General features: G+C 49.5%; 12 protein-coding genes and 3 pseudogenes. 10 read left to right on the top strand and 5 right to left on the bottom strand.

Features of this window, described 5'->3' with window-relative positions; all coding sequences use genetic code 11:
- Nucleotides 1-62: 62 nt before the first annotated feature.
- On the bottom strand, nucleotides 63-608 hold the full coding sequence (locus tag AC6I8M_RS15245) for a hypothetical protein (protein ID WP_498013491.1): 546 nt from the start codon (nucleotides 606-608) through the stop codon (nucleotides 63-65).
- On the opposite strand from AC6I8M_RS15245, the pseudogene AC6I8M_RS15240 reads away from it, so the two are divergent.
- Nucleotides 603-836 (top strand): annotated as a pseudogene (locus AC6I8M_RS15240) (tyrosine-type recombinase/integrase); the annotation flags it as partial. The gene AC6I8M_RS15245 and the pseudogene AC6I8M_RS15240 overlap by 6 nt on opposite strands.
- Nucleotides 837-887: 51 nt before the next feature.
- Here the strand turns inward: AC6I8M_RS15240 and AC6I8M_RS15235 are convergent.
- Nucleotides 888-2,509: pseudogene (locus AC6I8M_RS15235) on the bottom strand (ISL3 family transposase).
- An 83-nt stretch (nucleotides 2,510-2,592) separates the two neighbouring features.
- Between AC6I8M_RS15235 and AC6I8M_RS15230 the strand changes: the two are divergent.
- The 3 genes and pseudogenes from AC6I8M_RS15230 to AC6I8M_RS15220 form a co-directional block, all read left to right on the top strand.
- Nucleotides 2,593-3,498 (top strand): annotated as a pseudogene (locus AC6I8M_RS15230) (tyrosine-type recombinase/integrase); the annotation flags it as partial.
- 342 nt (nucleotides 3,499-3,840) lie between these two features.
- Nucleotides 3,841-4,083, top strand: coding sequence for a hypothetical protein (locus AC6I8M_RS15225; protein ID WP_318285110.1), 243 nt, complete (start codon nucleotides 3,841-3,843; stop codon nucleotides 4,081-4,083).
- Nucleotides 4,084-4,178: 95 nt separating this feature from the next.
- A complete protein-coding gene (locus AC6I8M_RS15220) occupies nucleotides 4,179-4,505 on the top strand; it encodes a sugar phosphate isomerase/epimerase family protein (RefSeq protein ID WP_498013490.1) in 327 nt (108 codons plus the stop codon).
- Between the two features lie 469 nt (nucleotides 4,506-4,974).
- Here the strand turns inward: AC6I8M_RS15220 and AC6I8M_RS15215 are convergent, their stop codons facing one another.
- Nucleotides 4,975-5,913: a LysR family transcriptional regulator gene (locus AC6I8M_RS15215; protein WP_058948797.1), complete on the bottom strand. Its 939-nt coding sequence runs from the start codon at nucleotides 5,911-5,913 to the stop codon at nucleotides 4,975-4,977.
- Nucleotides 5,914-6,065: 152 nt separating this feature from the next.
- On the opposite strand from AC6I8M_RS15215, the gene AC6I8M_RS15210 reads away from it, so the two are divergent.
- From AC6I8M_RS15210 to AC6I8M_RS15190, 5 genes are all read left to right on the top strand, one after another.
- Nucleotides 6,066-6,494, top strand: a complete 429-nt coding sequence (locus AC6I8M_RS15210) for a hypothetical protein (RefSeq protein WP_058948782.1) — start codon at nucleotides 6,066-6,068, stop codon at nucleotides 6,492-6,494.
- A gap of 10 nt (nucleotides 6,495-6,504) precedes the next feature.
- Nucleotides 6,505-7,203 (top strand): metallophosphoesterase, encoded by a 699-nt coding sequence (locus tag AC6I8M_RS15205; RefSeq protein WP_082670867.1) that lies wholly within the window; start codon nucleotides 6,505-6,507, stop codon nucleotides 7,201-7,203.
- 202 nt (nucleotides 7,204-7,405) lie between these two features.
- Nucleotides 7,406-8,608, top strand: coding sequence for an MFS transporter (locus AC6I8M_RS15200; RefSeq protein WP_082670868.1), 1,203 nt, complete (start codon nucleotides 7,406-7,408; stop codon nucleotides 8,606-8,608).
- Nucleotides 8,605-9,444, top strand: coding sequence for an SDR family NAD(P)-dependent oxidoreductase (locus AC6I8M_RS15195; RefSeq protein ID WP_498013489.1), 840 nt, complete (start codon nucleotides 8,605-8,607; stop codon nucleotides 9,442-9,444). Before AC6I8M_RS15200 ends, AC6I8M_RS15195 begins: the two co-directional genes overlap by 4 nt.
- A gap of 66 nt (nucleotides 9,445-9,510) precedes the next feature.
- Complete coding sequence (locus AC6I8M_RS15190; protein ID WP_498013488.1) at nucleotides 9,511-10,215, top strand: dienelactone hydrolase family protein; 705 nt, start codon at nucleotides 9,511-9,513, stop codon at nucleotides 10,213-10,215.
- 20 nt (nucleotides 10,216-10,235) lie between these two features.
- Here AC6I8M_RS15190 and AC6I8M_RS15185 read toward each other — a convergent pair whose 3' ends face one another.
- Nucleotides 10,236-11,039, bottom strand: coding sequence for an SDR family NAD(P)-dependent oxidoreductase (locus AC6I8M_RS15185; protein WP_058948785.1), 804 nt, complete (start codon nucleotides 11,037-11,039; stop codon nucleotides 10,236-10,238).
- Between the two features lie 59 nt (nucleotides 11,040-11,098).
- Entirely contained in the window at nucleotides 11,099-11,983 is an 885-nt protein-coding gene (locus AC6I8M_RS15180; RefSeq protein ID WP_058948786.1) for an NAD-dependent epimerase/dehydratase family protein, read from the bottom strand.
- Between the two features lie 172 nt (nucleotides 11,984-12,155).
- On the opposite strand from AC6I8M_RS15180, the gene umuC reads away from it, so the two are divergent.
- A complete protein-coding gene (umuC, locus tag AC6I8M_RS15175) occupies nucleotides 12,156-13,265 on the top strand; it encodes a translesion error-prone DNA polymerase V subunit UmuC (RefSeq protein ID WP_318285113.1) in 1,110 nt (369 codons plus the stop codon).
- The last annotated feature ends 332 nt before the right edge of the window (nucleotides 13,266-13,597 follow it).

The following is a 13,597-nucleotide window of genomic DNA, read 5'->3' as shown; positions in this document are numbered from 1 at the left end:
TGCATACCGGCCCGCAGGGCCGGTTTTTTTTGCTAAGTAACGTCATAAAATTGACTACGAGGTCAAGAAGATTTTCTTCGCATAACCTTCTTAACGCATTTACTTATAAATCCTTTTTGCTTATGGGAAATATCCATGAACATTGATTCACCTTCCATTTTGAAAGGTAAAACTCCTCCCTCGTATGCAAACCCAGTTTTGTTCAGAGGATAAAACAGCGCAATCCTATACTCTGCTTCATGAGAAAATATATTTGGTTTAAAAAAAACAAGCTCTTCAGGAGTGAAGCTATCTGGTGCCGTTCCTGGATGGTAATAGATCACATCTTTCCCTTTAATTTCAATGCCCGGGAATCGGTGGTCTAAAAGAGAAAGTCTTTTTTGGAGGAGATCAACGTCGAATGCGATGCAGATATCAGCTTTAAAAGCAGCATAGAGTTCTGGCTCATCTTGCCGATTACTTAAACATATACAATAACAATGACGAGGCGATAGCGTAAACATGGGATCTGCAGTCATATCGTCAGGGTTAAGGGTGCGCCCATTAATTTTTATAGCAACTTGATAACGATCCGGAGTGAAAATTTTTTCCATTTCATTATCGCGCATTTTATCTATTCACTGCGACGATTTATGAGTGATTTCGAACTATGGGGATGGGGACGCCTGAAATTCAGCCCTGCGCGTCACCTTTCCACGCCAGATACACCACTTTTTCGCCGTGGTGTAAATCCGAGAGTGATTGATGATCCAGTCTGGCTCAAACTCATCTGGGCCAGTCTGAACCTGCGCCGTGAAGACCTGCTCAGTGAAATTCACTATCCTCTTTCCATACTTCATGTCAACAACGGGTAAAAAGTGGGTCTTCCGCAACCTGGGTGGAGATTTTCATGCCAGAGGACTCATTACCCGTCGCCTCAGTAGCTCGAACCCGGCCCGACCATACATCTGACGTTTCAGCATCTTCAGGCGATTTACATGCCCCTCAACAACACCATTACTCCATCTGCTGGTGATGGCTTCACATATTGCCGCCGTATCAGTTTCCATCCCTGCGGCTACACGCTGAAGTTCTGTTGAACCGCTTTCGCTGACGCGGGTGAACCAGTTGCTTAGCTGTGGTTTATTTTTGGTTTTCAGGATCTGGTAGAACTCGAGTGCCAGTTGCTGTGCTATTTTCAGTTGTGGCTCTTTTTCACACAGCAGACTAATAAAACGGGAAGCGTAATTTTCTTCACCTCTGATGATTCGCCAGGGCATCAGCCAGCGGCTCACACGGGAAGCGGAAGGAAGGCGGGCGATGGCAGTAACCGGCGGGAGCCAGCCTTTACGCCATCTGGCAACGGCGTCCCTGACGATGGTTTCACTGCCTGTAAACCCCTTCGCCACCATTTCTCGCCATATCTGACTGGCATTGTGGTTTCCGCTTTCGCGCTGTTCTTCGAGCCAGCCCTTCCATGGATCCAGAAGTCCCCGTTTTGGTGGACGGGTCGACATTTCGGGGAATGTCCCGGATTGTACCCATCGACTTATCGTCACCCGGGATAATCCGGTGATACGGGATATTTCCCTGAACCCGCATCCCTTAATTATGCAGGGCCATAACCTCCGTCCACCGTTGATGTCGTTTTTTGCGGGTCTGCTGTTTCAGCAGTTCCGGGCGACGGATTGATGATAGTGGCTCTACTGGCGTTGACTCTGCTGATTTTTTTGGTGCCAGTTCACTGGCAACAAGACGTATCAAAGGCATATATCTGTACATCATCCGTTCGAGCGCATCACCAATATTTTTCAGCAGGTGCCAGCGGTCTGCCACCTGCCTTGCCTGAGGTGCGCCTTCCCTGGCAGCCATAGCATAGATGCCACCGCGATCCCGTGATACTACCTGTATCTCAGGATATTTTCTGAACCAGGATGCCAGTGTACGCCGGTCGCGTCCGGGAAGCAGAACCAGGGGACGGTGAGTATCAAGATTGACTATCAGCGTACCGTAACGATGACCCCGATACCAGGCCCATTCGTCGATTCCTACGTGTGGAGTACATGGTTGCTTTGTTTCAGGGGTAGTTATTACCCTGCGAATAAGGGTATCCGCGCTGGTCCGCAGACCTGCTGCCGTTGCAGCCCGTCGTCCCGCTTCTCCACCGGCAATCAACCCCAGTTGATGCTGTAATTTTTGCAGTGAATGCGAAGCCTGCTGTCGCGGACCAGCAAAAGGCTCTAAAGATTCGGCAAAGATTTTGCGTGAACAGGATGGATTTCGGCAGTACCAGTGGCGAACGGCAAATATCAGCCAGAGAGCCTGGCCCGAACATGGCAGATGCTGTATCCTGCGGCGTCGTCGACTGTGTACAGAAGTGCTGCGCTTCATGCATTCAGGGCAGTGCCCGGTTTTACGGGTCGCCATGTAAATGGATCGTCACTCCGCCAGAGGCAGTGGTTTGCCGGACCGTTTGCCACCCGCAAGGCAACTGCAAAAGCGTCTTAAGTGAAGGCATATCGTTATCCATAACTTAAAACAGCTTAGATCTTTGTTAACTAAAAAGTTTCATTGATTTTCTTCCACCCAGGTTGCGGAAGACCCAGTTTTGCACCATTGGTAACACTTCAGGCAATGGCTGTTATCTGGACCCATGCTGGTCTGCGACAAAATGAACTCCTGCGCCTGGCTACGGAATGCGTCACACCTCAGTCAGAAGACATTATCAGAGAGGATGGCAGCGTCGTTCCTGCCGGAACACTGTGTTATCTGAATGTCCCAGCGGGTAAGACGTCGAAGGCATTTGTTAAACCCGTTTCTGTCATTGTAAAAAAATATGTAGACATATGGTTGAACGACCGTCCCGGGGAACAGGCGAAACTGAATGATGATCGCACAGGAGAAAAAGTTTGTTATCTCTTCCAGTATCGCGGTAAGCCAGCCGGCAGTGATGTGATTAACCGGACGGTCATCCCTGTACTCTGTGCCAGAGCGGGTCTGCCAGTTGAAGACAGCGGAGGCACTATAACCAGCCACCGTGGACGAGCTTCAGCCCTCACTGCACTTTCCAGTGTGCCACAGGGCATGTCGCTTTATGAACTGATGCAATGGTCAGGTCATTCATCACCGCAGTCAACCCTTCATTACATTCGGATCCGCCCTACACAGCTGGCAGCGTCATTTGTGAAGGCTGATCGGATTGCCCATATGATAAGTGTACTTGTCGATCATGACCCCGAAGCGGTCTCGTTCACTGGCCCGGCAACCTATTATGATCTTGGTGAGTCCTTCTGTATGAATCCATTCTGGAGCAGTTGTCCGCACAGAATGGCCTGCATTGGTTGCGATTTTAATCTGCTGAAAGACAGTGCGCGCGGTCTGATACTGGAGAGTAAAACATCTATCAGGCGTTATCTAGAAGAGGTTCCGCTCACTCCTGATGAGAAAGCTATAGTTGAGCAGGACATTGAAAAAGTAGAACAGGCTCTTTCAAGATTAACCACTAACCCCAAAGATTGATATGGACCTGTTTGTGCCAAAAGCGGACATAAATTGTATTAAATACTCTATGAATCGAAAATACGCCGCCATAAGATTGAATCTGTCCCAATATCCCATCATGGTTCTCTGCCCTGGTTACTTTCTCTCTTTATTCTTCTTTGCATAGTAGTCACCGTCGCTCAACCACATTCTGACAGTATTGACTTCGGATGAATGGAAAAAACGCAATTTATAACTTACTCACATCTGTCAACCTGAAATGGTCTACATCACATTTTCCATTCTAAACTATTGACAAAAAAGTTCATTCATTACTATTTAATACATATTTGTAATCGATTACATTCTAGGGGAGAGATCATGGTCCATCGTTCAGTTTTAAGCACATTACTGCTGTCATCAGCCGCGCTCATATCATTTGCAGCTTCAGCTGCTTCAGTTGATGATAAAATTGCACTGCAAATGTACACCCTGCGCAATGCTGGTTCTGCAGAGCAGCAATTCGCCATGGCACATAAAGCAGGCTTTAAGCACGTCGAAATCGTTGGAACGCATGACCTCAGCGCGAAACAATTATCAACCCTTCTGGAAAAAATGACCTGACTGTTACTTCAGCACACGTACAACTTTCAACCCTTGAAAACGATTTTGCCCGGACCGTTGCATTCAATAAATCTGTAGGAAACAGCACTATTGTTGTGCCGTGGATTGAACCAAAAGAGCGTCCAGACAGCGTTCAGAGCTGGATTGACTTTGCCAGACGACTGGATGCAGCAGGAGCAAAACTGCATCATGAAGGTCTCCAGCTTGCTTACCATAACCATGATTTTGAAATGAAAAAATATGCCGGGACAACGGCGCTGGAGATTATCCTTAATCATTCTTCGGACAAAAATTTAAAGCTGGAAATGGATGCAGCCTGGGTATCACGAGGTGGTCAGGACCCGGTTAGGTTTCTGAAGGCCTATCCTGGTCGCATATATGCTATCCACGCCAAAGATAATGCGTCAATCGGGGGTACGTGATGATGAAATGAACTTCGCTCCGCCAGGAGAGGGTCTGCTGGACTGGTCAGCGATTCTGTCTGCTGCGAAGGAAAGTGGTGTGAGATGGTTCATTGTTGAGCATGACAAACCGAAAGATGTATGGAGCATCATTACCACATCACTCCGTAATTTACGCGCTGCGCTGGAAAAGCAGTCGGAATAAGTTCCTTACCGTGTTCCATAGTACAGTTTTCACGTATTCTGAAACTGTACAGGCCTGAGAGACTGGCAGGGAATTCTTAAAATCTATCCATCTGAGGCTAATTGACAGAAATCTTTCTTACTGAAGCTGTTAGATTAGCCTCAGGAATAATTTTGACCTGTAACCCCAGCATTACAGTGAACCAGGAAGTGCAATTAAAACCAGCACCACTAATCATGAGGAAGTCATCAGTATCAGTAAGGTATGTTCCATAAACTGACATTGTCAGAACAGCGCGCTGGATTATTAAGTAGAAATTTCTTTATCGGCTTCAATCCCTTCTTTTAGCACCTCAATCAGCTCCTTCAGGCCCTGTGGAACTTGCCGGTGGCCGGGATAGTAAAGATACATAGGCTCTTCGATGGGGGCCCATTCCGGGAGCACGATCCTCAGGCTGCCGTCACGAACGTGGTCACGGACCCTGTCTTCAAGGCAGTAAGCAATGCCTGCTCCGGATAGCGCAAGCTCAATTGCCAGCGCCGTTTCACTCACGCAGAGCTGCCCCCTGACGTCAATCACGCGATAGTCATCTCCCTTACGGAATTCCCATTTGTAGATGACGCCCTGGCCGGTTCGCAGTTGAATACAGTCATGCAGGCGCAGATCCTCTGGGGCGGCAGGTGGAGTATGCTGATAAAGATAGCGTGGCGATGCCACCGCTACCCATCTGAGTTCTTTTCCCAGTCGGACTGCAACGAGACCTTCAGGGACGGTTCCGCCAAATCGGATCCCGGCATCAAACCCTTCCTTGACGATATCGACCATCCTGTCATCAACGCTGATTTCGAGTTCCACTTCAGGATATTTGCTGATAAAGCGCGGAAGATGTCGCGCCATGATGAGGCGTGCTCCGTCACTCAGCACATTAAGCCTGAGCTTTCCCACGGGCCGATCGCGCATGCGGTTAATTTCCTCAAGTGCGTCGCCAATTTCTTTAAATCCTGTTTCAAGGCGCAGTGCCAGGCTCGCGCCCGCTTCGGTCGGCGAGACCGTACGGCTTGTTCTGTTCAGCAGCCTGACGCCCAGGCGCGTCTCAAGGTTGCGAATGGTATGACTCAGCGCAGAGGTGGTTATTCCCAGTTCTATGGCGGCTTTGGTAAAACTGCGCCTTTTCTCAGTGATAAGAAATGCGTTGAGCTCAGCCAGATCGCTTCGGGTGAGCGTGGTAGATAGTCTGGAGGACATGGCGTTAAACCGTTGATTAAAATTCAATGCAATGTCAAAGGACATTCAATGGAATTGTTCCTGAAGGATGGTAAGTTTAGTTTCATTCAACTAAATGTTGCAACCCGATTCTACGGCAAACTAACAGTTTTTCATTCCCGGGAGATTTCTGCGTGTTTCACATCTGGACCCTCATTCCAGCGCTTTACGTGCTGTTTCGGTTTATCAGGCCGCTGCCCGTCCCGCTTTCGGCAAAAATTATCGGCGCTACCGTACTCCTTGTGGCCTCCGAATTTCATCTGATTACGAAATTATTTACCGGGAATATGTTTTCTCCGGAGATACCAAAACCGCTGTTGCTGCTTACCACCTGGCTTTTCGGTATGACCGTTTTTATGGCGGTCCTGTTAGTACTGCGGGACATATTCTGGGTACTGCACCGACTTGTATCAGGACGCCGGATGCAATGGCATTCGGCTTTCTGGTTTATTCTGCCTGTTCTGGCGGCAATACTGACAACGCTGGCCCTGAAAAATGGGACAGCGGTTCCTGAAGTGAAAAAGACAGACGTCGCGCTCAGGGGATTACCCCCCCCGTTTTGAAGGTTACCGGATAGTTCAGCTGACGGATTTACACGCCAGCAGACTTCTGCCGAGAAGCTGGATACAGGATGTTGTTAACCGAACACTCGGGCTGGATGCGGATATGGTAGTGGTTACCGGGGATATGATTGACGGCTGGCCGGATGCTCGTCTCTCCGACATTGAACCGCTTGGCCAGCTACGGGCGCGGGACGGCGTTTTTGCCGTAACGGGCAATCATGAATATTACTTTGGCGCAGAAAACTGGATCCTGACCTTTGAAAAAATGGGCCTGCATTTTCTTAATAATACAGGATACCGTGTAAGCCGTGGCGGCGACTCGCTATATCTGGCGGGCGTGACGGATGCCGTGGCGCCATCATACGGTCTGCCAGGGCCTGACCTGGCACAGGCTCTGAAGTCTTCCCGCCCTGGTGAAACGATTATACTTCTTGACCACAGGCCTGAGAATGCCGGCCTTGCAGTAGAAAACAAAGTAAGTCTTCAGCTCTCCGGACATACCCACGGCGGTATGATCGCCGGACTGGACAAGCTGGTTGCACCTGCCAATAACGGTTTTGTGTCTGGCCTTTACGCAGAAGGTTCCCTGGCGCTTTACGTCAGCAACGGTGCAGGCATCTGGAACGGTTTTCCTTTCCGGCTGGGAAAATCTTCCGAAATAACGCTTATCACTCTTCATGGTGAAACCAGAGATGTGTCAGTTGAATAATAAGCAACCATGCTGGCGATAAAATTCATCAATAATCCAAAACAAGAGGTTATAGTTTACTTCAATTCAACATACCACTGCCTGTTGCCGTTCTTTAAGAAACGTCGTGACCCATAAGCTGCACATAGCTGAGAGCCGTTGCCCGACAGGGACCGGCTCTTCTTTTTGCATACGGCAGTTGAATCGATCGGGAGTTATAGCAATGTCTGAGCAAACACTTTCACGTCAGCGTGAACGTATTCATCCACCCATGGGTCTTTTCCCCGCCATGCTTGCACTGGGCGCGGGCGGATTGTGCATCGGTACGGGCGAGTTTGCACCGATGAGCCTTCTGCCGGACCTGGCCCAGGGGACCGGCGTTTCCATCCCTGCCGCAGGAGGCTACATAAGCGCTTATGCGGCGGGCGTGGTGGTCGGTGCCCCGGCCATCGCGGTGCTTGGTGCGCGCCAGGCCCGTAAAACTCTGCTGCTGATACTGTTAATTATTGCGCTTGCAGGTTACGCCCTGAGCGCACTGGCTACGGGCTATAACGCCATGCTGGCAGCGCGTTTCATTTCAGGTATGCCTCACGGTGCCTGGTACGGCGTATCCGCGCTTGTAGCGGCCTCAATGGTATCACCGCAGCATAAAGCACGGTATATCGGTTACGTTATGCTGGGACTTGCCGTCGCGAACGTTGCCGGCGTTCCGCTTGTCACATGGGCTGGGCAGGCGCTGGGCTGGAGAATGTCATTCTGGATGGTTACAGCTGGTCTTGTGCTTACGGCCATAATGGTTCTGCTTTTTGTTCCATCCGTGGCGGCGGACAGGTCCGCTTCACCGCTGAAGGAGCTTGGCGCACTGAAGAGTCACCGGATCCTGATGACGTTTGCCGTCGCTTCAGTCAGCTTCGCCGGCATGTTTGCCGTATACAGCTTTATTACCCCAGCGCTGACGGAAGCTGCCGGATTTACAATCTCATCCGTGCCGTGGATCTTGGTACTCTGGGGAGCCGGCATGGTTGTAGGGAACATTATCGGGGGCAGACTGGCAGACATTGCGCTGATCCCATCGATATTTGGCATCATCATATGGAATATCGTCTTTCTGGCTCTTTTTTCCCTTGCGGGAATGGTGCAGGTAGCGGTCCTCATTGTGCTGTTTATGCTGGAGTGCGGGTTTTCCCTCGTGCCGTCGCTTCAGGCGCATATGATGAACATTGCCGGTGAAGCACAGACTCTCGCCTCTTCCCTGACCCACAGCGCGTTTAATATTTCCAATGCCCTTGGCGCGGCTGCAGGGGGTTTCGTTGTCGCTTCGGGAGGAAGCTGGATCTCTACAGGATGGGTAGGGGCTGCTTTTTCCCTGTTAGCACTTCTCCTTATGTTCATATCGGTACGCATTACTGACAGGAGTAAATCATGAACAATAAAGTCATCAGTACAGGTAACGTTGCAGTAATAACTGGTGCGGCGAAAGGTATTGGCGCCGCGGCTGCAAGGGAGCTGGCACGAAAGGGCATGAGGCTTTGTCTTTTTGACCGCAACAGACAGGCCCTGGAGCAGCTGGCCGGCGAACTGGAGGCTGAAACGCTGCTGGTTACCGGCGACATCACCCATGATGAAGACCAGCAGCATCTCAGGGACACCGTTTACAGCAACTGGGGAAAAGTAAATCTGCTGTTTAATAATGCCGGCGTGAAAATAGCTGCTGGCGCCTGTGATTCCCCCACTCTCTGGCGACAGCAGATGGAGGTAAACCTGCTGTCCATGGTTGCCACTCAGCACATTTTTCTGCCAGAGATGCTAAAAATGGAAGATAAAGGTGCGATTGTTAACCTCGGCTCGAAGGAGGGTATTACGACCCCGCCCGGGTTTGCAGCCTATAACGCCTCAAAAGCAGCCGTAAAAGTGCTGACAGAGCAGCTGTCTCATCAGCTTGTGAAGGAAACCGGTACCAGGCTCACCGCTCATCTTCTGGTGCCAGGCTATACTTGGACCGATATGAACGATCCCGGTATGGATGAGCGCAGCGGTAACAAGCCAGATGAAGCGTGGACGGCCACGCAGGTCATTGATTATTTTCTCCCGCGCTTTGAGCGCGGTGATTTCTATATCATTTGCCCTGATAACGCTGTTACCAGCGAAATGGATGCCAGGCGCATCATGTGGGCTTTCCAGGATATGCTGGACAACCGCCCGGCCCTGTCGCGCTGGCACCCTGACTGGAAGGTGGCTTTTGAACGCTGGATGAAAAGCTGATATGTCGCCGGCAGCCTGGACAAAGGCAGGTTGCCGGGGTAACAGGAACTTACAGAGGCCAGAGCCATGCCAATTACTGAAGAATTCATTCACTACCATGCTGTGGGAAAAATCTTTACGGGTGTACTCGTTCGTGATCCCGGAAACGCAACGCTTCCCGGTATTCTTCTTGCCCCGAATATGATGGGTACCGCAGCATCAAGCATTGAACATGCGCGCACGATAGCAAAAAAAGGCTACGTTGTGCTCGTCGCCGATCTGTACGGCCATTTGCCTGACTCGGCAGAGGAGGCGGCTAATTGTATGCATTCTGTCAAGGACTGGTCGGCAGAGCGGCTGATACTTAACGCAGCGCTGGCCCGACTGGCGGAACTTCGGTACGTAAATGCGGATAAGCTTGCTGCTGTAGGGTTCTGCTATGGCGGGCATTGCGTGCTCGAGCTGGCGCGCAGCGGAGCGCCTCTGGCTCTCACGGCGTGTTTTCACGGTACACTTGATACCCGTATTCCTGCTGAAAAAGGGAATATAAGAGGCAAGATCGCTGTTTTAAACGGGGCCGACGATCCTTTTGTAACCCCTGAGCAGATACAAGCTTTCGCCGGTGAAATGGCGTCCTGCGGATGTGATTTTCAGCTGACGAGCTATGCCGGCGCGGTTCACTCTTTTACCTGTCCCAGAGCCGATGTTCCGGGCAAAACGCATTACAACGAGGCCGTCAGCAACCATGCTTTTGGTATTGTATTTACCCTGCTGAAAGAGGCGCTGGGCTGATGCCCGGCGCCGTGCGTATTTTATTTTTTCGTGGCAGAATTGGGTTCAGAAATGATGCGGTGACGCTGAGCCTTGTGCGATTCACTCATCATTCTGTTCATCACCTCGCCCTCATACTCGGCATACTCGCTTCCGTAGACAAATTCATGCCCCGTCATCAGGGCATACCAGGCGCGTTTGGCCACTTCTTTCGGATCGTCCTTTTTCATGGAACCTACCGTCGTGCTTGCCTGTCCTGCATTTTTGAAGAAATTGGTTTGCGTTGCCCCGGGCATCAGAAGCGTCATCGATAAACCGCTTCCCATCAGCTCGTTGCGTATGGCGTAAAAGAAGGAGTTGACGAAAGCTTTTAACGCCCCGTAAACCGCTTCAAAAGGTATTGGTGCCGAGCCGGAGAGCGAGGAAGTGACAAGAACGTGTCCGTTGCCCTTTTCAACAAGCCGCGGGATAAATATTTTAGAGAGATGGACCACAGCATCAACGTTAAGCCGGATTAACCTGAGCTCTTTTTCAAGATCGGTACCGTCAATAAAGGCGCCACCGAGGCCCTGTCCAGCGTTTATGACCAGGGCGCTGAGGTTTAAACCGGCCCTATCCATTCTGACCTGAAGGTCAGTTATCTGGTCATACTCACTCAGGTCAGCACTGAATACGTGAATGTTAACTGAGAAGTGTTTTTGCAGATGTTCGCGGGCGGCTGATAGCTTTTTTTCATCCCGGGCTACGATGGCAAGATCGTATCCGTTAGCCGCAAATTCTTCCGCCAGCGCCAGTCCGATACCGTTACTTGCGCCGGTTATGAGAGCCAGTTTTTTTTCACTCATACAATTCTCCAGTTAAAAGATGTTACCCGACCCTGTACAGGCCGGTAGCAAAGGGATCATCAGACGCTGTCGGTCCAGCGGTGAGCCGGACGGTAACCCAGTACACGCATTGCTTTTTCGCTGCTCAGCACTGACTCATTACCTGCAAATTTTTTACGCTGTTCAACGTCAGGGTAGTAGCGGTGGAGAAGGTCCTGCGTAGGGGTTCGCATGCAGGTGACATCGCTTGTAATAAAGAACTCATCTTTACCCCTGACGTCATATTCAAGGGCTTTCTCAATTGCCTGAGCAACGTCCCGGACGTCAACGAAGGTCCACATGTTCCATAACCTGACGGTCGGATCGTCCTGCCAGCTTTCAAACTGAGCATATTCTTGCGGCGCCATAACGTTAGAAAGCCGCAAACAGGTAATGCGCATATCAGGATTATTAAGGCAGAACTGACGGGCCAATTCTTCACCCAGCACTTTAGTCAGCGCATAAATGCTGAGCCCACGAGTCGGATAATATTCATCTACCGGCACATAAGGTGGATCCCATTGGTCGTAAGGCACGCCGGTAGGGACTTCGCTCGATGACCAGACGATATTTTTAATACCCAGACGCCTGCATGCCTCAAACACGTTGAAAGTGGACAGCATATTGTTTCTGAACTCTTCAGAGTCGGGGATCATCCTAGGATGCGGAATACTGGCGAGGTGAACAACGGCATCAAAGGCTGCCAGTTCGGGTCGTGAGTAAACGTCTTCTCCTACGGAGGAAAGCGCGTCGAGTGTTGCACCAAAATCCTCTAAATCAGCGATCATAGCAGGATGAGTATCAGTTATCGGGTCTGTTTTATCTATGAGAAACAGGTCATAACCCGCTTTCTCAAGCCACTCTACTGTAACCCGGCCAATTTTCCCTGACGATCCGGTGATGGCGATACGTTTTTTATCTGACATACATCGTCCTTATGGTTGAGGTGCAAATCAACCTTAAGTTTTGACGACAAAAAACGATATGCGATGAACCTGGCTAATGACTACGGTTACTTTAATTCATCAATTGAAGTTTGTTTGCAGAACAGGCGGGATCTATCAACAGGCATTGGTACTTACACTAAAGGCTTTATAATTGAGTGTTCGCTTTTCGCTGCTATTCAAAGTATTAATAATTTTCGTAGATTTTCTATTCCACATAAATGCTGATATGTCAGACAGAGTGATGACTATTTTGCAGTTACTGACTCCGCGAGTGGAAATTTACAGTATCGACGAAGCTTTTTGTGATCTTACGTGTATGCGTAATCTGTTATCGCTTGAGGTGTTTGGCCACCAGATACGTGATCAGATTAAGCGAAGAACACATCTGACTGTGGGAGTGGGAATAGGCCCTACAAAAACGCTCGCCAAACTGGCTCAGTATGCAAGTAAGCGCTGGCCCGCAACGCGAGGTGTGGTAGATCTCAGTGACAGACAGCGTCAGCGTAAGTTAATGGCTTTAGTACCAGTTGAGGAGGTCTGGGGTATCGGACGGCGGCTGGGTAAAAAATTACAGTTTATGGGCATTAACAATGCACTTCAGCTGGCTGAGCTGTCGCCTTCATTCATTCGTAAACAGTTCTCAGTAGTTGTTGAGCGCACGGTCAGAGAGCTGAACGGAACTCCTTGCCTCGGTTTAGAAGAATTTACTGCCCTAAAAGAACAAATCATATGCTCCCGATCTTTTGGAGAAAAACCGTCGGACGAAGTCCGCCTGCATCAGGCCATTTGCGCTCATGCTGAACGTGCAGCAGAAAAACTCCGTGCAGAGCATCAATTTTGTAAACGGGTAGCGGTTTTCATTAGTACCAGCCCTTTCTCAGAAAATGCGGTGTTTTATAAGAATCAGGCGGTAACAGAGCTTGCTGTACCCGCTCAGGATTCACGGGATATCATCAACGCGGCTATAAAGGCATTTGATACGATATTTGTACCAGGGCACCGTTATCATCGTGCTGGCGTGATGCTCACTGATTTCCGAAGCGCTGCCGTATCTCAATTAAGCCTTTTTGATGACTTTCAGCCTCATCGTAACAGCGAAGAGCTGATGACTTTAATAGACAGCATTAACCATTCAGGCAAAGGCTCTGTCTGGTTTGCAGGGCAAGGTATTAAAGATGCATCTATGGGCTGGAAGATGCGCAGAAAAAGGCTTTCCCCCGCCTTCACGACTAAGCTAAGTGATATAATTAAAGTGAAATGAGCTTCCTTTTACGGCCAGCCATTTGTTATACCTCATCATTGACTTTCATTATACAATACGGCAGGGTTTTACAGTCTGTTACAATGTGACGGAATATTAAGTCGTACTAAAGCTCTTATTTTCACGGTAAAAATAGGGAGAAAAAAGGAATATGAAGGGTTTATATACTATTTTAATACTACCTGCTCTCGTAACAGCTTGTAGTATGAATGATATAGCAACTACAAACCAGAAAATCAGTGACGGTGCCTCAGGAATAATGAATTCCATGAGAGGTAACTCCTCAGGAAATGAGGAGCAGCGTATGAAAGTATCTCCTTCAGAAAAAAAGA

Source organism: Type-A symbiont of Plautia stali (assembly GCF_059731155.1).
This window is presented reverse-complemented; position numbering and strand designations above follow the sequence as displayed.

Excerpts from the sequence above, each read along its gene's own strand:
- AC6I8M_RS15180 (WP_058948786.1), bottom strand. The coding sequence starts at position 11,983 with ATGTCAGATAAAAAACGTATCGCCATCACCGGATCGTCAGGGAAAATT.
- AC6I8M_RS15245 (WP_498013491.1), bottom strand. The coding sequence starts at position 608 with ATGCGCGATAATGAAATGGAAAAAATTTTCACTCCGGATCGTTATCAA.
- AC6I8M_RS15200 (WP_082670868.1), top strand. The coding sequence starts at position 7,406 with ATGTCTGAGCAAACACTTTCACGTCAGCGTGAACGTATTCATCCACCC.
- AC6I8M_RS15215 (WP_058948797.1), bottom strand. The coding sequence starts at position 5,913 with ATGTCCTCCAGACTATCTACCACGCTCACCCGAAGCGATCTGGCTGAG.
- AC6I8M_RS15225 (WP_318285110.1), top strand. The coding sequence starts at position 3,841 with ATGGTCCATCGTTCAGTTTTAAGCACATTACTGCTGTCATCAGCCGCG.
- AC6I8M_RS15195 (WP_498013489.1), top strand. The coding sequence starts at position 8,605 with ATGAACAATAAAGTCATCAGTACAGGTAACGTTGCAGTAATAACTGGT.
- AC6I8M_RS15185 (WP_058948785.1), bottom strand. The coding sequence starts at position 11,039 with ATGAGTGAAAAAAAACTGGCTCTCATAACCGGCGCAAGTAACGGTATC.
- AC6I8M_RS15190 (WP_498013488.1), top strand. The coding sequence starts at position 9,511 with ATGCCAATTACTGAAGAATTCATTCACTACCATGCTGTGGGAAAAATC.